Raw genomic sequence first — 19,059 nt, forward strand, 5'->3', positions numbered from 1 at the left:
TTGGCTGACTCAGAAACAACAAAGCCCCTGCATTTCTGCAGGGGCTTTGTTTTGTATGGTGCCGGCACCAGGAGTCGAACCCGGGACCTACTGATTACAAGTCAGTTGCTCTACCAACTGAGCTATACCGGCGTGTGGGCGACGATTATAGCGATTGGGTAGATCCTGTAAACCCCTGAATTCAGACTATTTTTGCATTCCGGAAAAATCAGGCCCTGCGCAAATTAATGCGCAGCTTTTGTACCTCAAGCGCAGTAAGGCATTTATGCAGGGCGTACGGTTGAGTCTGGGCTTTCGGGACCCTGCAGTTATTCACTCGGCCAGCCCAATATTCGTCGGTTATGTCCTTTTGGTTGGCAGCTTATGCACAACTGAGGGGCGCTAGGACTGCTTGGGCGAGGTTTAGTGCAGCCATTCTCATCTTGTTCGCAAATCCCTGTTTTACAGGTTTTTATTTATGTGAACAAAAAATGACCAGTGTCGTTAAGGCGATGAAACAGGCGCAGATATTGGATCCACGGCAAATCCATCAACAGAGTTATCCACAGGCTGTGATGTTTTCAGCGCGTTCGGCGAGCAGCAGTAAGTTTCGCGGTGTGAGTGAGGCGTCGCAAAAGGTGCCGAGGCGTACGACGTATCCCTGTTCTGCGAGGAAAAGCGCCCGATCCAGATTCAGCCAGAGCTCAAGCGGTCGTCGGAACAATCCGCGAAGCAATTCCAGGTTGCGCACTTCGGCCAACCGCTGCCAACCGGCGGCTTCGAGTGTCGACCAGTCTGGCGAGCCGACTGTGGATAACTCCTTCAGCGCTGCTAGATCGAGACAATAGTCCGCAAACGGTTTATCCAGCCAGGCGCTGGGCAGGGAGGGCGTTGGCAGGTATTCATTGACGCCGCGCACTTGCCGTTGCAGCAGGTCGAAAGCCAGGCGACGAGCCATCGAGGTGTCGCGCTGACGTCGGACGCGCGCACCGGCGGTGACGGTTTCGCTCATCGGCAACGCCAGATCTTCCAGCGACAGGTGTAGGAGTGATGCCGATCCCGCGCAGGACAAGGCCTGATATTCGTTACGACTGATGCGGTTGTAGCAGCACGGCGCAATCGCCATTTGCTGGCAACCTGCGGCACTGGCCAGTTGCATCAAGCGCACATGAAGATCACCGCAGGCGTGGAGGGCGACGGGGGTGTGGGCGGCGTTCAACACGGCCGGGGCGTCTGCCGCGAGTACATCCTGTTGGACATGCAGGGCGTGCAAGTGATGACGCTGACTCAAGGCCTGACCGCTGGCGACCAGCACCGGATCGTATTCAACGCAAGTCAATTGTTGCCCGGCACCCAACAGGCGCCGCCCCAGATGCCCTTTGCCGGAGCACCAGTCCAGCCAATGCGTCGGCTGCGAGGCGAAAGACAAGCGACTGGCAAACGCTTCAATCTGCTGCCACTTACGCCCCGGAACATCGACATTCAAGCCATGCCCGGCAGCTTCAAGCGCACGCCCCGCCAACTCACCGACCGCACTCAACTCTGCCGACAACTTCGCCAATGAAGCGAACGGCTCTGGCGCATCGACAAGGTCAGCAGGATGGTTATGCGTGCGTTCTGCATCTTCCAGCGACCGCCCGCGTAGCCACGCAGACAACTCCGGGTAGGATGCTTCCCATGGAAGTTGTAGGTGAGTGAACGGCCGAGGTTTCCACAGCGCCTGATGCTTAATCAAGAAAGCATCCAGCGCGGTGAAGCGGGCGAGTAGGGCCTCGCCCGTCAGCACGTGGGAAGTATCAGCGGCCTTGGCAGGCATCGACGCGCAGCCAGCGCTCCAGCAGCTTGAAGCCGCGTACCAGCACGTAAGCCATGACCAGATAGAACACACCGGCGGCGAAGAAGATCTCCACCGGCAGATAAGTGCGGGCGATGATCGTGCGGGCCATGCCGGTCAGTTCCAGCAGGGTCACGGTGCTGGCCAGGGCGCTGGCCTTGAGCATCAGGATCACTTCGTTACTGTAGGCCGGCAGGCCGATGCGCGCGGCACGGGGCAGGATGATGTAGAACATTGCTTTGGGCCGGGACATGCCCAAGGCCCGCGCGGCTTCGATTTCACCTGGTGGAATGGCCTGAATGGCTCCACGCAGGATCTCGGCGATGTACGCCGCCGTATGCAGCGTCATGGTCACCGTTGCACACCAGAACGGATCGCGCAGGTACGGCCACAAGGCGCTTTCACGCACGGCTTCGAACTGCGCCAGACCGTAATAGACCAGGAACAGCTGCACCAGCAGCGGTGTGCCACGGAAAAAGAAGATGTAGGCGTAGGGCAGCGAACGCACGTACCAACGCTTCGAAGAGCGCGCGATGCCCAGCGGAATGGCGAGCAGCAGGCCGGCGATGACCGCGATGGCGACCAGTTCCAGCGTCAGGGTCGCGCCCTGTGCCAGTTTCGGCAGCCACTTGATAATGACTTCCCAGTTCATTGCGCGCTCCTCGCAAAGCCGCGAGCGGCGCGTTTTTCCAGCAAGTGCATGCCGGTCATCGCCAGCACCGTCAGGCCGAGGTACATGATCGCGGCGACCATGTAGAAGGTGAACGGTTGTTTCGACACGGTCACGCCAATCTGCGCGTGACGCATGATTTCTTCCAGACCGATGACCGATACCAGCGCGGTGTCTTTCATCAGGATCATGAACAGGTTGCCCAGGCCCGGCAGGGCGATGCGCCACATCTGCGGCATGATCAGCCGGGTAAAAATGCGCCACTTCGACAGGCCCAGGGCCTGGCCGGCCTCACGGTGACCCTTGGGAATGGCCAGCAGGGCGCCGCGAAACACTTCCGTGGCGTAGGCGCCGAAGCACAGGCCCAGTGCGATCACACCGGCGGCAAAGGCGTTGAGTTGCAGGTCGGGGTTGCCGAAGTACTCACCGAGGGTGCGCATCAGGTTGACCGTACCGAAGTAGATCAACAGCACCCAGAGCAATTCCGGGACGCCGCGTACCAGCGTCGAATAAGTGCCGCCAAGCCATTGCAGCGGCTTGTACGGGGAAGTCTTCGCCAAGGCGCCGAGCAGGCCGAGCACCAGGCCCAGGCACAGGGCGGTGAGGGCCAGTTGGACGGTCATCAGCGCGCCAGCGGCGAGCGCCGGGCCGAATCCGTAGAGGTCGATAATCATGGGTTTCTGTTCAAATTGCGGCAGGCAAAGTCGGGAGCCGGTGCCGCTTGATCACGGCGCCGGTCCCACAGGTCAGATCAATAGATGCTGAACGGGAAGTACTTGTCGTTGATTTTCTTGTAGGTACCGTCAGCGACGATTTCCTTGAGGGCTGCGTTCAGCTTGTTGCGCAGCTCGTTGTCACCCTTGCGCACGGCGATGCCGATCTTGTCGCTTTCCACCACCGGGTCGCCCTTGAACTCGTAGTCCTTGCCGGCGTCGCTTTTCAGCCAGTCATAGTTGGCGTACTTGTCGGCAAGGATCGCGTCGACACGACCGGAGGTCAGGTCGAGGTAGGCGTTTTCCTGGGTGTCGTAGAGGCTGACCTTGATGTCGTCACCGTAGGTGTCTTCCAGCCAGGTGCCGGCCAGCGTTGCGCGCTGGGTGCCGATGGTCTTGCCCTTGAGCGAGTCCTTGTCGGTTTTGAAATCGACGTTTTTCGGTGCGATGAACTGCAGCTTGTTCGAGTAGTACGGATCGGTGAAGTCCACCGCGCCTTTGCGCTCTTCGGTGATCGACAGCGAGGAGATCAGGAAGTCGAATTTCTTCGCGTTCAGGGCTGGAATGATGCCGTCCCAGTCGGAAGTGACGACGGAGCATTCGGCTTTCATCTTCGCGCACAGGGCGTCGCCGATTTCCTTGTCGAAGCCGACCACTTGGCCGCTGGCGTCTTTATTGTTGAACGGCGGGTAGGCCGCTTCGATGCCCATCTTCAGGGTTTCAGCCATGGCACCGGCGCTGAATGCGAGGGTGACGGCGGCGGCCAGGAAGACCTTTTTGAAATTCTGCATGCATGTTGCTCCGTTAGCGGTTGCTGGACATGAATTGTTTGCAGCGCGCCGAAAGCGGGTTGTCGAACACCTGCTGTGGCGATCCTTGCTCTTCTATAAGGCCCTGATGAAGGAACACCACTTCGCTGGAGACCTGGCGGGCGAAGCCCATTTCGTGGGTCACGAGCAGCATGGTGCGGCCTTCTTCGGCCAATGCGCGGATGACACTAAGTACTTCCTGAACCATTTCCGGGTCAAGCGCGGAGGTCGGTTCGTCGAACAGGATCACTTTCGGCTGCATTGCCAGCGTGCGGGCGATGGCGGCGCGTTGTTGCTGACCACCGGACAATTGCGCCGGGTAGGCGTGGCGCTTGTCAGCGATGCCGACCTTGGCGAGCAACGCTTCGGCGACTTCGATGGCCTCGGCCTTGCTCTGGCCGAGCACGCGGCGCGGGGCCTCGATAACGTTGTCGAGCACGCTCATGTGCGGCCACAGATTAAAGTTTTGAAATACAAAACCAATCTCCGAGCGCAGGCGATTGATCTGCTTGCCGTCGGCGGCGACCAGTTCGCCGTTCTTCGCGGCCTTGAGCTTGAGTTCTTCACCGGCCACCAGGATCTGGCCCTGGTGCGGGTTTTCCAGCAGGTTGATGCAACGCAGGAACGTGGACTTGCCGGAACCGGAAGAGCCGAGGATCGAGATCACGTCGCCGTCGCGGGCGGTCAGCGAGATGCCTTTGAGCACCTCCAGCTGTCCGTAGCGTTTGTGCAAGTTGCGGATTTCCAGCGCGGGCGTGGCCTCAGCCATGTGCGTTCCTCATATATGTTGCGCTCCTGCTGTTGGCGGGCCTTCCTGGCGAGGCGGCCAAGCTAGCATAGCGTTTCAATGGCAGCCAACAGCGCTACGAGCGGTAAACGGGTGGCATGTGGCGGGTTGTCGCATCGGCGCAGCAGACTGTCGCCCCATCAACAACCGAACGGGTGTTTGATCATGCAAACCCGTGGGTGCCGCGTAAAAAAAGGCGCGATGTTGCCAGCTTTGGCGGGGTGTTGGAAGCGCTATCCGGCCGAACGTTCCTTATTCGCCCTTTTTCTGTGCGCCGCACACTTTTTCTGTGTGTTTCTGGTGCGCTGATTCGTCTTGAAAGTGAGTCGCCGGGTAACGTTCTGGCGAATAGCCATTAAACTCAATGACTTGCATCGGATGCCGGAGCCCCCGGCACTCAAGGACTTGAAACATTTTGGCGCAAATATTGCGTGCAGAATAAGGAACAGGCCGTTGGATTCTTTTTACGAGAAAGAATTTTCAGACGCGCCGGACGCACTCGCTTTCCTTGCAAAGGTAGTCTCTATGAGCAGTACCCCAAGCTCCACAGGCCTCGAACAGGGGCTCAAACCGCGTCATGTGACCATGTTGTCGATCGCCGGTGTGATCGGCGCCGGTCTGTTCGTCGGCTCCGGCCACGCCATCGCTGCCGCCGGCCCGGCCGTGCTGCTGGCCTACGCCGCTGCCGGTACTCTGGTGGTGCTGGTGATGCGCATGCTCGGCGAGATGGCCGTGGCTTCGCCGGACACCGGTTCGTTCTCGACTTACGCTGATCGCGCGATCGGTCACTGGGCCGGATTCACCATCGGCTGGCTGTACTGGTGGTTCTGGGTGTTGGTGATTCCGCTGGAAGCCAACGCCGCCGCGACCATCCTGCACGCGTGGTTCCCGGGTGTCGGCATTTGGGCTTTCGCGCTGGTGATCACCATGCTGCTGACCGTGACCAACCTGTTCAGCGTGAAGAATTACGGCGAGTTCGAGTTCTGGTTCGCCCTGATCAAGGTGCTGGCGATCATCGGCTTCATCGGCCTCGGTCTGGCGGCGATTTTCGGTTTCCTGCCGACCAGTCAAGTCAGCGGTGTGTCGCATCTGTTCGACAGTGGCGGCTTCCTGCCCAACGGCATGGGCGCTGTGCTGGGCGCGATCCTGACCACCATGTTCTCGTTCATGGGCACCGAGATCGTCACCATCGCGGCGGCGGAATCGAAGGACCCAGGCAAGCAGATCTCCAAGGCCACCAACTCAGTGATCTGGCGGATCGGCCTGTTCTATCTGGTTTCGATTTTCATCGTGGTGGCGCTGGTGCCGTGGAACGATCCTACCCTGGCCAACCTCGGCTCCTATCAGACCGTACTTGAGCGCATGGGCATTCCCAACGCGAAGATGATCGTCGACATCGTCGTACTGGTGGCGGTGACCAGTTGCCTGAACTCGGCGCTGTACACCTCGTCGCGCATGCTGTTCTCCCTCGGCAAGCGCGGCGATGCCCCGGCCATGTCGACCCGCACCAACAAGAGCGGCACGCCTTACTGGGCGGTGATGCTGTCCACCGGCGCTGCGTTCCTCTGCACCTTCGCCAACTATGTGGCTCCGGCAGCGGTGTTTGAGTTCCTCCTGGCCAGCTCCGGCGCCATCGCCCTGCTGGTGTACCTGGTGATCGCCTTCTCGCAACTGCGCATGCGGAAACAGCGCATGGCGCGCGGCGAAAAAATCGTCTTCAGCATGTGGCTGTTCCCGGGTCTGACCTGGGCGGTGATCATCTTCATTGTCGCCGCGCTGACCATCATGCTGTTCCAGGAAGCCCACCGCGTGGAAATCCTCGCCACCGGTCTGCTGAGCCTTATGGTGGTAGCGGCTGGTCTGCTGGTGTCGCGCCGTCGCAAGCTGGAGAAGCGTGGTGCGGTGGTGTTGAACTGAGTCGTAACGCGTGATGTAAAAACGGCCGCTGTCAGGGATGACTAGCGGCCGTTTTTGTTTCTGAGCTTTCCAGTCAGGTTAAACCCAGTCCTCGATTCGCAAACCGGAAACGCGTTGAAACTCCCGTACGTTGTTCGTCACTACAATGAGTCCAAGTGAGCGTGCGTGGCCAGCGATCATTTGGTCGTATGGCCCGATCGGCGTTCCAGCCTTCGCGAGTTCAGATCGAACCATCCCGGCCTGTGCGGCTGCGTCGTTATCGAAAGGCAAGACATCCAGTCGCGCGACAAATCCTTCAACAATTGCCAGATTTTTCTCCGGGGCCGCCGACTTTTCAGCACCGTAAATAAGCTCCATAAGCGTGATAGCGCTGATGCACAACTGCCCGGAATGTCGATTGAAGGCTTCCCGGACAATTTGTGGTTTGTTCTTGATGGTGAAGATGCAGATATTTGTATCCAGCATGTACTTGATCATCAGAACGACTCGCGCTCCTGTTCAGTGGGTTGCTCACGGTTAGCCATGAAATCAGGGCTGACGCTGTCGCCATCAAACCAGCTATCCCAGCTTTCTCCAGCAGGCGTAATGACGCGTGTTCTGCCAATCGCGATGACTTCCACTCGTTTAACGTCGCCGGGCATCGCAACTGCCTTTGGCAGTCGGACTGCCTGACTTCTGTTGCTCATGAAAATTGTGGTCTGCTCCATATTCGAGCTCCCGGGTCTGTTCCTGTGATTAGCTCAGGATAGATCGTGCTGGGGATATGTCAATGGGATATACATCGTCACCGGACAAAGAGTAGCTAGGCCATCCAAACAAAAACGGCCGCTGTCAGGGATGACTAGCGGCCGTTTTTTGTTTCTGAGAAGGGCTTATTCGCTCTTGTCTGCCTGGGGCTCTACCGACTTGCCATAAGCATCCAGCGCCACGCCGAAATCAGTGATGAACTGCGGCTCGCTCAGCCAGGCCTGGGCTTGTTCGATGGTCATGCCGTCGGCCCACATGCGGTAGTCGATGAGCATGTCGGCGGCCAGGTGGGTGGCGGCCATGCCTTCGTTGTCGGCGTTTTCCATGTCGAGCAGTTCAGGATGGTCGACGATGATGAAGGCCAGTTCGCGCAGCAGGGTCAGCAGCATTTCGTCGCGACTGACCGCTTCGGCGTCACGCATTTTGCTGAACATCGCCAGGGTGTATTCCGGGATCGGCTCGGCGAGGTGGCCGAGGTCTTCGTCCTGATCCAGCGGTTTGCGCCCGACCATGCGGATTTGCTTGGCTTTGGCCTTGGCGCGTTTGGCGCGTTTCTGTTGCTTGTTCAGGGATGCCATGGGAGCTCAGTTCTTCTGTTGGGTTTGTGCGGCGATCGCGTCGGATGCCGCTACATAGTCAGCCTGGAATGCCGGGGATTCGATCCACGCCAGTGCGCCAGCCTCGTCGGTTTCCTGCGACCACTGGCGATACTCGATCAGCGCGGCGAGGATGAAATCCATCGCGCCTTCCTCACCTTCCTGCTCATAGACCAGTTCCAGCAGCGGATCTTCAAGGAACGCGGTGCACATGGCCTGTTGGCTGATCTTCTGGGCGTCGATCATTTTCTTGAACAGCTCGGTCAGGTCCACCGATTCGAAATCGATGCGGTCGTCGTTCGGGTCCAGCTCGACCGGCGCTTCGGCACGCTTGGTGCGGTTCTGCTTGGCCTTGGCTTTGGCCCGGGTGGCGCGTTTTTGCTGCTTGTTGGCGGAGGCCATGATGTGTTCCGTCGTGCGTTGAGAGGGGCTCAGCTGCGTGGCACTTGTCGGCCGGGTGTATCGGCGGCCAGTGCGCCGGTCTGCAGCCAGGTCAGAGCAATGGGCCATAGTGTGGCTTGGTATGCGCTGCGAAAAAAGCCGAAATGTCCGACTTGTCGTTCGCCGATGTCCTGCGGCGCAATGCGCAGATGGGTTTTTGCCGCGTTGCTGAAGTAGCCGAGCAGGCGTTCGATCGCCGGGATCGTTCCGTAAGGATCATCGCTGAGGCTGATGGCGAGGGTCTGCGCGCGGACGCCATCGAAGGGCAGGGCGCCCGCCTTTTTCATCAGCACCCGACCGCTTGGACGATCCTCGAACCGTGCAGTGGGTGTGCTCCAGTCGCAGACTACGCCAGTTGGCGTGTCCTCCAGCCAACCTAGCCGTTTGCCGGGGAAATAGCCGCAGAGCAGCGCCATCAAAGGCATGACTACATGCCACTTGCCGAACATCCGCCAGCGCTGTTCAGGGGCGTAATCGCGCCAATAAGCGAACTGCGCACCGACGGTTACCAACCGTCGGATCACTTTGCCCGACTCCGCCAAGCCCGCCGCGCAACCACCGAAGCTGTGGCCAACCACATCGATTGGCTGACCGGGAAACTCCTGCTGCGCGCGTTTGAGCATCGCTTCGAAATCCAGCGCGCCCCAGTCAGTCCACGAAGCGCGCAGCCCTTTGATCGATTCGCTGCGTGATTCGCCAATGCCCCGGTAATCGTAGGTCATCACATCGCAGCCATGGTTGAACAGGTAGGCCGCGAACCGTGAATAGTGCCGACAGCGCACCGAGGTGGCGGCGTTGATGATGACCACCGGGCGCTGAGGATCGGGCGAACTGTGGCGCCAGGTGAAGCCGCCGAGTGCGTAGCCGTCGTCGGCAGTTTCCTTGAAGGACGTGCCTTCAGATGCAGTCAAAACTGGTTGGCTCAACTCTGCGTCTTCCAACTCGAATGGGGGCTTGCTGCCCATGGCGCTTGACCTCGGCGGTTAGGTGCCAACCATAGTCGCCGCGCTGATCAAGAACAATCCGGCCGGTTCATTCACTGGATTGAATGAGCATGCGTTCTTCGATCAATGCCTGTTCGCGGTTGAGTTCAGCACGTAACTCTTCTTCGCTCGGCAGTATCGTCTTGTAGCTGCTGGCGAACAGTTGCTCATTGCCTTTGAGCATGGAATAGCGCGCCACCGAGTCATTGCTTTCCGCGCTCAGAATGATACCGACGGTTGGCTTGTCACCTTCGCTGCGCTTGAGCTCGTCGTACATGCGCACATACATGTCCATCTGCCCGACATCGCGGGCGCTGAGCTTGCCGCGTTTCAGGTCGATGATCACGAAGCACTTGAGCAGGTAGTTGTAGAACACCAGATCGATATAGAGGTCGACGCCGTCAGTGCTGATGCGTTGTTGGCGGGCGACAAAGGAAAAGCCTTTGCCAAGTTCAAGCAGAAAGCTTTGCAAGTGGTCGATGAGTGCTTGTTCGAGTCCGCTTTCCCTGACTTTGCCTGCCGAGGGCAGGCCGAGGAATTCGAGCATGACCGGATCGCGAATGAATTCCCGCGGATTGCATTTCATCGCGTCGATGTTGGTCGTGGCTTCCTCGACCACCTCGGCTTTGTCCTGACTCATCAGCAGGCGCTCGTAGTAGAGCGTCAGGATCTGACGATCAAGGGCGCGGCTTGACCAGTTGAGGTCGGCGCATTCGTTCATGTACCACAGGCGCGCTTTCTCGCTTTCGACGCGTAGCAGGCGGCGGTAGTGGGTCCAGCTCAATTCGGGACGCAGTGCGTCTCGAATTGGAAATTTTTGATAAAACAGGCGCATCTTCCACAAATTGGTTTCATCAAACCCTTTCCCGAATTGCCCGGTCAGATCCTTAGCCAGTAGGCCAATCAATTTTTTCCCATATCCCGCACGTTGGGCTCCCTGTTGTTCAAACTCGACGATATGCCGGCCGATTTGCCAACAAGTCTGCACCTGAATCGTATCGACCGCGCGTAGCACTTTTTGCCGCGCCTGGCGAATCAGCTCGCCCAGTTCGCCCAGCAGTGAATCGATTTTATGGTCTTGCGTATCAGCAGGTTTGAGCTGGCTCATCGGGTCTTCCGCATTCTGGAAACAGAGACGCAAGCATGCCGGGGAAGGCGGCGCAGGTATGTCGGGCGAACCTGCGAGTTCGGAAGGAAGGGTGGGACAGGCGTTGCAGGACATTGCCACCGGAAGGCGCGTAACAGGGTAAATGTCCGTAGTCCATTTCGTACTTTTGCCCAGTCAATCGCCGCAGAGTTGGCAGCGCTGCGGTGAGCGATCTGGTGTTGCGCTGGAATGAAAGAACAGGCAGGTAAGAGGCTGCTTCAAAAAAGCGCCCCAGTTGCATCATCGCGAGCGCTTGCCCTTCGGCCTCTGCTCACGCATCCGCCCTTTGCGATAAACCCACAGCCCGAACACACCGATGGCCAACATGAACGCCGTCCAGAAGCTCTGCCAAACGAACTCGAACCAGTATCGCCGAGGTTGCAGTGCCAAGGTGTAGGTGCTGCGCGGTCCGCGATTGTTGGTGGTGATGGAACCGCTGATCCAGCTTTCGATAAGCATGTAGATCGAAAGACACACGGCAAAGGCGATCAGCACTCCCGCGAGCACCGTCAGCCAGAATGTCCAGCGGCTCGGGCGATACGGCGGAGGATGCGGCAAGCGAATACGGGTTCTTTTCTGATTCATAAGCGAGGCTCGCGTGAGCCGGTCAGGAAACTGCCGGCTCTTGCAATTGTTCAGTCGGCATCTGCCGCAGGCTCGTCGGGCGTGCGGCAAGATGGGCGCATTCAGCGATCACCTTGAGAATGCCGATCACCGCCGGCGTCAGCGCAGTGCCGAGGCAGATGCGCACGCCTGTGGAAGCCTGGCCGTCGGCGAAAAAGATGCCGCTGCCAGCCACGTGGCAACCACGCTCCGTGGCCAATTGCTGCAGCGTCGGCATGTCGGTGTGTGCCGGCATTTCGATCCAGTGGATGAAGCCGCCGCGCGGTGGGACGTAGAGGGTGCCGATCGGGAAATCCGTGCGTACCAGCGCTTCGACAAAACTCGCCAGCGAAGAGAGTTGCGACCTCAATCTGGCGCAGTGCTCGTCCATGTAGCCACGGCCGATGAATTCATTGAGAACATTTTGCGCCAGGCTGGAAACGGCCAGGTTGCGCGAAAACATCTGCGCGAGGATGGCATTGCGGTATTTGCCGGCCAGACACCAGCCGACGCGATAACCCGGCGCGATGGTTTTCGAAAAGGACGAGCAGTAAATCGTCTGGCCGCTGCTGTCGTAGCTCTTGAGGGCGCGCGGTCGATCAGCTTCGGGCACCAGGTCGAAGAAGATGTCGTCTTCGATGATTGGCACATCCGCTTCCCGGGCGATGTTTGAAAGTCGCGCGCGCGCTTCGTCGGGCATGATGAAGCCACGCGGATTCTGCAGCGTCGGGTTGAGAAAGATCACTGCGACTTTTTTCTGTTTCAGCGCTTCTTCCAGATGATCGACATCCAGCCCCGTGCGGCCGTCGGTGCGGATCGGCAAGGCGCGCATGCCCAAGCGTTCGATGGTCTGCAGGATGCCGTAATAAGTCGGGGTTTCGATGGCGACTGTAGCGCCTTTCGACGCGACGGCTTCGAGGGCCAGTTCCAGAGCGATGGTGTCGCCCGAGGTAACCAGAATGTCGTCCGGCCCGCAGACTACGCCGCGGGTCAGCATCAGCCCGGCGATGCGCCGTCGCAGCGCTGGCAGGCCGGGTGGCGCGACCAGACCGCTCAGCGCGTTGTCAGTCCTGGCGGCCAGCACCGAGAGGCATTTGTTGAGCAACACGTTGGGCGTGAGATCGCTGTGCAGAACCGCCGAATTCAGCGATGCAGTGGTGCGCGACGCTGCTTCGGAGAGCATCGCGACCACCGCATGATTGACGTTGACGGTGACACTGGAAAAGTCGAAAGCGCCGGACGGTTTTGCCCGTCCTGACGCCGAGACGAAGTAGCCGACGCGCGGCACCGTCGTGACGTAGGCGTCGGCCTCGAGGTCGGCCAGCGCCCGCTGCACCGTGGTGATGCTGGTCTCGAACATCCGCGCCAGAACGCGGATTGACGGCAGTTTCGCTTCGGCCGCCAGGTCACCGCTGTCGATCTGGCGAATAATCCAGTCCTTGACTATCCGCCAGCGCTTGTCCGGCAAATCAAACCTGTCCATAAGTTCTCTGTGATGATTCGAAACAATTCACAGAAAGTAGAGCAAAACGATCCCCGTTGCAGCAACTATGACGATGTTCAGCGCCACCAGACCGAAGGCGAAGCGGATCAGGCTGTTTTCTTCCTGGCGGTTGGCACCGGCAAGTCCGGTGATCAATGACAGGATCGACAGCGAGCCAAGTGCGCCATGGCCGGCGGCGCTGTTGACCATTGCCGCCAGCCACGCCCCGTGTTCGCTGCTCAGCGCGGCAATGGACGGCATCACCAGCGTGTTGCCGCCGACGTTGGAGCCGGTGACATAGCCGGCAATCCCTGCCAGCAGGGCGATCGTCGGCGCCAGCGAAATACCCGACATGGATTGCAACGCGCTTTGCGCCTCGACAAGGAATCCGGCGTTGACCATCACCTGGGAGAGCAGCAGGAACAGGAAGATTGTCGTGACCGGAAACTTCGCCCGGTTGAACAGCGCTGGCCACGGGAAACCCGCGCTCGCGGTTTGCCTGAACGCCATCAGCACGGTCACGATCAGCAGCGCCAGCCCTGGAGACGCCAGCGGCTTCCATGAAACGTGTTCGCCCCTGACAACCCACAGGCCATCCCAGCCCGACAGCACGAACAGTCCGCGCGACGCCACAATCACTCCCAGCAAGGCCAGATAAGGCCATGCCGCGCTCGGCCAGCGCACCAGTTTTTTCCGTTGCGCCCAGGAGATGCCCAGGCCGACGCAAGCCACGGCCAGCCCGGCCAGCACACCGGAAACTTCCGGGCCGAGCCACAGGTTGACGCCAAACAGCACGGCAACGAACAGGGCAGTCACGACAAGCAGCCCCAGCCACGCTGTCATCTTGCGGATGCCGGCCTGCCACAAGGCCAGCGACGCCAGGCAGAGGAACACTGGCGCGCTGATCAGCGCCGAATGGCTGCCGAGGGTTTGCGCCGGCAAATGCGCCAGCAGGGCACCGATCACCGTTGCCAGACCCAGTGTGCCCCACGGCATGATGACCATGCCGGCGAGGGCAATTTTCATCCCCGATTGGCGAGTGAAAAGCCCCATCAGCAGCGGCACCGTGGCGATCAGCGAAACGCCGAAGCCGGTCATCGCTTCCAGCAGCGGCGCCAGGCCCAGCACGATGAAAATCACCTGCGCCGGGGGTGTCCAGCCGAGTTCCTTGACCCACGCGCCGATGGCCTGTGGTGCGCCGCCGCGCTCGACCAGAATGACGAAGGCCAGCCCTGGGACGATGACGCACGCGGTGCTGAGAAACAGGATCGTAGTGTCCTGAAATATCGCCGAGGAGATCGCCGCCGACACCGGCCCGGCAGCGCCCAGAGCCCACAGCACCAGCACCAGTACCACACCGGCCAGCGCCGCCTGTACTGGTGGACGCCGGAGGATCAGGATCAGCGCGATCACCAGCGCGATCGGTGACATTTGCAGCAATAGAGAGCTCATAGCGTTTTCCTTGGCCTAGTCGTGCGTCTGTCCGCTGTACTCGGTCGCCCGCATGGACGCGCGCTGACAGAACGTCTGATACCACTCGCTCAGGCGAGCCTGCGCCGAGAAGTCCGAGAGTTGACGGAAAGCGATCCAGTCCAGGGCCGTCGCCAAGGCGATGTGGCCGACGGTGATCGGGCCATTGAGGTCGACATGCTCTTCGATGAAGCGATACGCCTCCTTGAGTTTGTAAGCCTGGCCGTCCGCGTACGCCGGATAGCGCAAAGCCTCGGGGCGCCGCTCGACTTCCCAGCGCAGCTTGATGCCGACGTCGCACATGCCCTGCGCCAATGCCTGCAGGCGCAGCGCCTTGTAGCGCTCGGGGCCGCTTGCCGGGATGAATTTTCCACCACCGCTCAGGTCATCGAGGTATTCGCAAATCACGATTGAATCGAACAGTGCGCTGTCGTCCGGCAGCATCAGCACCGGCACTTTACCCAAAGGGTTGGCCTGGTAAATGGTCGCGTTCGGTGAAGTCGGGCTGGTCTCGTGATGTATCACCTCAAGGCTCGATGCGATGCCAAGTTCGTGAGCCAGCACCAGTACCTTGCGGGCGTACGGCGAATGCGTCTGATAGTAGAGTTTCATGCGCGAGTTCCTGTCTCAAGGATGGCGGTGGCGACTCGATGGGCGTCCATGAACAGCCGCGAAGGTGCGCCCGCCGAGGTGACGTAGTGGTTGTAATAACAGGAGCCTTCGGCGAGCGGTCCCAGCACCCAGATGTCATGCACCGCTTCGCCGCTGTTCGACCTTGGGTTGCACGCCGCGTCGACATCGATGCCGTCGATGCCCGGCACATCGGTGCGCGGACGCACAAGGCCCAGGCGCGCGAGGTCGCGCACCGGCGCGCAGTCGCTGTGGGTGACGCCGCTGCTCTGGACGTAGCCGGCGACGCGCTTGAAGCGTTCGATAGCCGGGCGTGAGCCCGGCTTGAGGAAGGTCAGCAAACCGGCATCACACAGCGCGAGCAGATCGGCGTGGCGCTCCTTCTGCGGGCCGGCGACCAGACGATTGATCGCTTTGTGCCAACGGCCATAGAACTGCCGATGCGAATCTTCGGTGAGCCCGTCGAAATCCACCGCCTCACGCAGCCGGTCACGCAAGTCGCGCCAGACTTCAATGGCGGCTTTGATCGGCGACGTGCCTCGCCCCAGGCGTGCTTCATGCAAGTCGGCTTCGAGGGTGTCGTAAATCCACGCGTGATAGTTGTACGGCGTCACGCTGTCGGGCAGTGCGTGGCAGATCAGCTCCAGCGGATTGATTGCCCCGGCAATCGCTTCGAACTCGCGCAGCAAAGCTTCGCAGGCGACAACACCTGCTGGGCCGGCAACGCTGACGGTTCTGAGCTGCTCAAGCAGCTGTTGTGGCGCTGAGGGTTTATGCAGAACGGCGACCGCAGCGGCACGCATCTCCAGCAGCATCAGCGGCAGAATGTCCCGTTCGAAATCCAGCCGGCGGTTGTGCGCGTTGACCCGCAACGACTCGATGCGCTCGCTGGTCAGCAACACGGCGTTATGGCGTGGGCAGCCGATCAAACCGTTGGGACGCGTGCGAAACGGCAGCCCGTCCCGCGACTGAATGAAGATCACCGGCTCCTGACCCGACGGCTGGTAAGTGTGACTGCCATCGGCCATGGGTTTGTAGATCCCGCCTCTGCCAGCCGTCAGCGCCGCCAGGGTGTCCATGGCGCCCAGGCCCAACCCTTCGATTAACACCGTTTCGCCGGGCTCAACGGTGGTGAGGCTGCCCGGCAGCGGGTAAACGTTGTCGACCCGGTTCTGCCCCGCCAGGCGCAGGCGTCCGGTGTGGCCAACCGTCAGCACCAGACGATCCACCGTCACCGCAGCGCCGTCGGCGGTTAGCAGAAGGTATTGCTGGTTCTCGTTGCGCTCGACCGCCGTGACCTGATGCCGATGCAGATTGACCGTTACCCAGGCGGGTGCGGTCGTGAGGATCCGCGTGAAGGCGTCGGCCAGATAAGCGCCGAGCAGGTGCCGTGGCAGAAAATCCTCCGGCTCGACGTCGCGACCGTCGGCGGCGAGCAGGCCGCTGTCGGGGTCAACCTTGACGCGCTGTGCTCGGCACCACGCGAGAAAGTCCGGCCCTGGCCGTTCCCGGGCGTCGGTCAGATCACCGAACGCTGCTGCGTCGGGAAATCCCCCGAGCTGACCGGCGACGGTGTTGAGCAACAGGTAGTCCGGTTGATCGGGCCAGTGCGCGCCGCTGCCGAGCACGTTGGGCTCGAAGATGTCGATGACCATCGGTTGTTGCGGGCGTTCCTCGGCGCGGCTCAACAGGCGCTCGAATACCGACAATCCGCGCGAACCGCAGCCGATCAGGCCGATGTGCACAGGCGCCTTCACCATCTGCGCTCCTCGCCAAAAAATGACGGGATGGCAATTGCCGTACCGGCCGCCACCGCAATGTCGTGGATCATCCGGCCAATCGCGAGATCGAGAATGCCCATGCCGAATGGCGAATAGATCAGCGGTTTGTCCTGGGCGACATGCAGGTCACCCCGAATCAGCTGCGCCACTGTGCCGGTGACAAAGTCGCGATGGCCGTATTGCTGCTCGGCCAGATGCGGTGAGGTATTGGCCTTCAGGCAATGGGTGATGTCGTCGAAGTAGTTGTAACTTTCCTCGATGATTTCGGCGCCGATATCCCGCAGCGAGATGTTCAGAACAATCTGCCCCGGGCGGAACGTGCCCTGGCCTTTTACGTACGGCTCGCCCGCGCTGGTGGCGAACACCACGATGTCGGCAGTCAGTGCTTCTTCGAGCGACAGCAGGCGTACATCCGGCAGGCCCAGTTGTTCACCAAATTCCGCGAGGGCTTGTGCCGATTCCGCGTTGAGATCGTGAATGCCCACGCTGTCGAAGGACCAGTCGTCGGCGACGAAAGTCTCGAGGATATTTCTTGAGATTACCCCGCCACCAATGATCGAAAGTGTCGCCGCGTGGCGGTTCTGGCCATTCAGCCACCAGGCACCCAAGACTGCCGAGGCTGCCGTGCGCACGGCACTGATCAGTGCACCTTCGAGCAGCGCGTAGGGGTAACCGGTCTCGGGATCGTTGAGAATCAGCACCGCAGATGCGCGCGGAATGCCTGACTTGATGTTGTCGGGATAACTGGCAATCCACTTGATCCCGGAGACGGATTGATCGCCCTCGCTGTCGACGATGGCCGCCGGCAGCGCAATGATCCGGTTCGCCGGTTGTGCAGGGAAACGCAGGAAATAACTGTCGGGGTTAACGGTTTCGCCACGCTCGTGGGTCAGGTAGGTCTGCGCCACCATGTCGATGGTTGCATGCCGCAGCCCGTTGAGGATGTCTTTGACGACAGCGCCGGGGATGACGTGGAACGGCTGGATCGGATTCTGTGTGGTCATGAGGATTACGCCGAGAGTGCCAGAGCGATTTCAGGGAAGAGGGGCTGCAGTGCGGTTGCGCCGATCCGCTGGGTGACCCAGTCGTCGGAATAGATGGTTTCGAGATAGCGCTCACCCATGTCGGGGGAGATCGCCACCACGACATCGTCGGGCCGGATATGCGGCGCCCACTGGCGGATGCCGGCGAGCACAGTGCCGGTGGAGCCGCCGAAGAGCAGGCCGTAGCGTTGCGCCAGCCAACGGCAGACCTTGATCGTCTGTTCCTCGGGAATCGACAGGAAGTCGTGAATGCCCGACGACTCGAATATCTCCGGCAGGCGGCTGGTGCCGAGCCCCGGAATATGGCGCGTGCCGCCCGGCAGGCCGAACGTCACCGAGCCGACAGTATCGACGGCAATGACTTTGGTCTGCGGATGATGTTCGGCGAAGTAGTTCTTGCAGCCCATCAGCGTGCCGGTGGTACCCGCGCCGACGAACAGGTAATCCACGTGCGCAAATTTGCGCGCGATGGACCTGGCAGTCGCTTGATAGTGAGCGAGGGGGTTGGTCGGGTTCTTGTACTGGTTGAGCCAGATGTAGTCGGCGTTGTCAGCGACCAGTTGCTTGATCAGACGAATCCGCGAATTCAGGTAACCGCCGTTCTCGTCACGCTGATCGACCATGAGCAATTGCGCGCCAAGGGCGTGAATCAGCTTGCGGTTCGGCGCGGAAATATTCGGGTCGATTACGCAAACGAACTGGTAACCCTTGGCGGCGCAAACCATGGCCAGCGCAACGCCCAGATTCCCCGATGAGGATTCGATAAGGCGGGTCTTGTGGTTGATCAGTCCGCGGACTTCAAGATCAGTGATCAGCGCGTGCGCGGTCTTCAGCTTGATGGAGCCGGCAGGATTCAGTCCTTCGATTTTCAGCTGGATCGTTGCACTGCAAAGATCGCCGATCTGCACATAACTGTCTTCATTGATAAGTTGCTTGATCATACGTCGTCCGTTTCGCTCTTTTGCCGGGCGCACGGGGGCGCCAGCATTCATCCTGGAATGTTTGAAAAGCACTAACTGCAGTTCGCCTGTGGGTTGGGTTTCAGATTTTTTTGCTGGACAGGAAGTGACCTTGCGGGCGACGCCGATCGATTCAAAAAATCAGGTTTTGCGCTCTGAGGGCTACAGGAGTCCAGAGTGTTGCGGGGCGCAAAGTAGAGCCAGTCATTGGCTCGCCAAGGCTTGCGTGAAGTATTGGCGAAACGCCATCTGCGCGGAGAGATACAGATTTCGGTTTTTTTCCAGTACAGCTGGAATGCAGGGGTGTATCGAAGGGGGAAGAGGGGAGGTGGATCAAATCGCAGGCATAAAAAAACCCTGAATCTTGCGATTCAGGGTTTTCGGTATTTGGTGCCCAGAGACGGAATCGAACCGCCGACACGGGGATTTTCAATCCCCTGCTCTACCGACTGAGCTATCTGGGCAAC

At 60.0% G+C, this 19,059-nt stretch carries 19 protein-coding genes and 2 tRNA genes; 1 reads left to right on the forward strand and 20 read right to left on the reverse strand.

The features are described 5' to 3' along the window. Nucleotides 1-56: 56 nt before the first annotated feature. The 6 genes from V8J63_RS11930 to V8J63_RS11955 all read right to left on the reverse strand — a co-directional run bounded on the left by V8J63_RS11930 (nt 57) and on the right by V8J63_RS11955 (nt 4,774). Nucleotides 57-132: transfer RNA gene (locus V8J63_RS11930), tRNA-Thr, on the reverse strand. A 406-nt stretch (nt 133-538) separates the two neighbouring features. Further along, a complete protein-coding gene (locus V8J63_RS11935) occupies nt 539-1,795 on the reverse strand; it encodes a methyltransferase (RefSeq protein ID WP_125925802.1) in 1,257 nt (418 codons plus the stop codon). Continuing rightward, the gene (locus V8J63_RS11940; RefSeq protein ID WP_336464091.1) at nt 1,776-2,465 is read right to left on the reverse strand and encodes an ABC transporter permease; all 690 of its coding nucleotides are present in this window, start codon (nt 2,463-2,465) and stop codon (nt 1,776-1,778) included. Before V8J63_RS11940 ends, V8J63_RS11935 begins: the two co-directional genes overlap by 20 nt. Beyond that, nucleotides 2,462-3,157, reverse strand: a complete 696-nt coding sequence (locus V8J63_RS11945) for an ABC transporter permease (protein ID WP_024011207.1) — start codon at nt 3,155-3,157, stop codon at nt 2,462-2,464. Before V8J63_RS11945 ends, V8J63_RS11940 begins: the two co-directional genes overlap by 4 nt. Nucleotides 3,158-3,234: 77 nt before the next feature. Continuing rightward, the gene (locus V8J63_RS11950; RefSeq protein WP_125925801.1) at nt 3,235-3,987 is read right to left on the reverse strand and encodes an ABC transporter substrate-binding protein; all 753 of its coding nucleotides are present in this window, start codon (nt 3,985-3,987) and stop codon (nt 3,235-3,237) included. Between the two features lie 13 nt (nt 3,988-4,000). Next, nucleotides 4,001-4,774 (reverse strand): ABC transporter ATP-binding protein, encoded by a 774-nt coding sequence (locus V8J63_RS11955; protein ID WP_024011209.1) that lies wholly within the window; start codon nt 4,772-4,774, stop codon nt 4,001-4,003. 543 nt (nt 4,775-5,317) lie between these two features. Between V8J63_RS11955 and gabP the strand changes: the two genes are divergently transcribed. Next, nucleotides 5,318-6,709, forward strand: a complete 1,392-nt coding sequence (gabP, locus tag V8J63_RS11960; protein ID WP_336464092.1) for a GABA permease — start codon at nt 5,318-5,320, stop codon at nt 6,707-6,709. Nucleotides 6,710-6,787: 78 nt separating this feature from the next. Here gabP and vapC read toward each other — a convergent pair whose 3' ends face one another. The 14 genes from vapC to V8J63_RS12030 form a co-directional block, all read right to left on the reverse strand. Next, complete coding sequence (vapC, locus tag V8J63_RS11965; RefSeq protein ID WP_016772140.1) at nt 6,788-7,186, reverse strand: type II toxin-antitoxin system tRNA(fMet)-specific endonuclease VapC; 399 nt, start codon at nt 7,184-7,186, stop codon at nt 6,788-6,790. Further along, entirely contained in the window at nt 7,186-7,416 is a 231-nt protein-coding gene (gene vapB / locus V8J63_RS11970) for a type II toxin-antitoxin system VapB family antitoxin (protein WP_024011210.1), read from the reverse strand. The genes vapC and vapB overlap by 1 nt, the downstream gene beginning before the upstream one ends. A 165-nt stretch (nt 7,417-7,581) precedes the next feature. Next, a complete protein-coding gene (locus tag V8J63_RS11975) occupies nt 7,582-8,034 on the reverse strand; it encodes a hypothetical protein (RefSeq protein WP_281120534.1) in 453 nt (150 codons plus the stop codon). A gap of 6 nt (nt 8,035-8,040) precedes the next feature. Beyond that, entirely contained in the window at nt 8,041-8,454 is a 414-nt protein-coding gene (locus V8J63_RS11980) for a hypothetical protein (protein ID WP_125925799.1), read from the reverse strand. 29 nt (nt 8,455-8,483) lie between these two features. Then, on the reverse strand, nt 8,484-9,404 hold the full coding sequence (locus V8J63_RS11985; protein WP_442963523.1) for an alpha/beta hydrolase family protein: 921 nt from the start codon (nt 9,402-9,404) through the stop codon (nt 8,484-8,486). Between the two features lie 121 nt (nt 9,405-9,525). Beyond that, the gene (locus tag V8J63_RS11990) at nt 9,526-10,584 is read right to left on the reverse strand and encodes a PDDEXK nuclease domain-containing protein (protein WP_122705202.1); all 1,059 of its coding nucleotides are present in this window, start codon (nt 10,582-10,584) and stop codon (nt 9,526-9,528) included. Nucleotides 10,585-10,863: 279 nt separating this feature from the next. Continuing rightward, nucleotides 10,864-11,208, reverse strand: a complete 345-nt coding sequence (locus tag V8J63_RS11995; protein WP_336464093.1) for a hypothetical protein — start codon at nt 11,206-11,208, stop codon at nt 10,864-10,866. A 22-nt stretch (nt 11,209-11,230) separates the two neighbouring features. Next, a complete protein-coding gene (locus V8J63_RS12000; RefSeq protein WP_336464094.1) occupies nt 11,231-12,709 on the reverse strand; it encodes an aminotransferase-like domain-containing protein in 1,479 nt (492 codons plus the stop codon). 27 nt (nt 12,710-12,736) lie between these two features. Next, nucleotides 12,737-14,161 (reverse strand): L-lactate permease, encoded by a 1,425-nt coding sequence (locus V8J63_RS12005; protein ID WP_262140462.1) that lies wholly within the window; start codon nt 14,159-14,161, stop codon nt 12,737-12,739. Between the two features lie 15 nt (nt 14,162-14,176). Continuing rightward, the gene (locus tag V8J63_RS12010; protein WP_071174102.1) at nt 14,177-14,791 is read right to left on the reverse strand and encodes a glutathione S-transferase family protein; all 615 of its coding nucleotides are present in this window, start codon (nt 14,789-14,791) and stop codon (nt 14,177-14,179) included. After that, nucleotides 14,788-16,569 carry an FAD/NAD(P)-binding protein gene (locus tag V8J63_RS12015; protein ID WP_336464095.1) on the reverse strand — a complete coding sequence of 594 codons (1,782 nt, stop codon included), beginning with the start codon at nt 16,567-16,569 and terminating at the stop codon, nt 14,788-14,790. Before V8J63_RS12015 ends, V8J63_RS12010 begins: the two co-directional genes overlap by 4 nt. After that, complete coding sequence (sbnB, locus tag V8J63_RS12020; protein WP_313871340.1) at nt 16,563-17,594, reverse strand: 2,3-diaminopropionate biosynthesis protein SbnB; 1,032 nt, start codon at nt 17,592-17,594, stop codon at nt 16,563-16,565. The genes V8J63_RS12015 and sbnB overlap by 7 nt, the downstream gene beginning before the upstream one ends. Before the next feature lie 5 nt (nt 17,595-17,599). Then, a complete protein-coding gene (gene sbnA / locus V8J63_RS12025; protein ID WP_336464096.1) occupies nt 17,600-18,574 on the reverse strand; it encodes a 2,3-diaminopropionate biosynthesis protein SbnA in 975 nt (324 codons plus the stop codon). 406 nt (nt 18,575-18,980) lie between these two features. Then, nucleotides 18,981-19,056, reverse strand: a tRNA-Phe gene (locus V8J63_RS12030). Between the last annotated feature and the right edge of the window lie 3 nt (nt 19,057-19,059).

It is taken from the genome of Pseudomonas sp. CCNWLW23, from assembly GCF_037095675.1.
GTDB classification, from domain to species: domain Bacteria; phylum Pseudomonadota; class Gammaproteobacteria; order Pseudomonadales; family Pseudomonadaceae; genus Aquipseudomonas; species Aquipseudomonas atacamensis.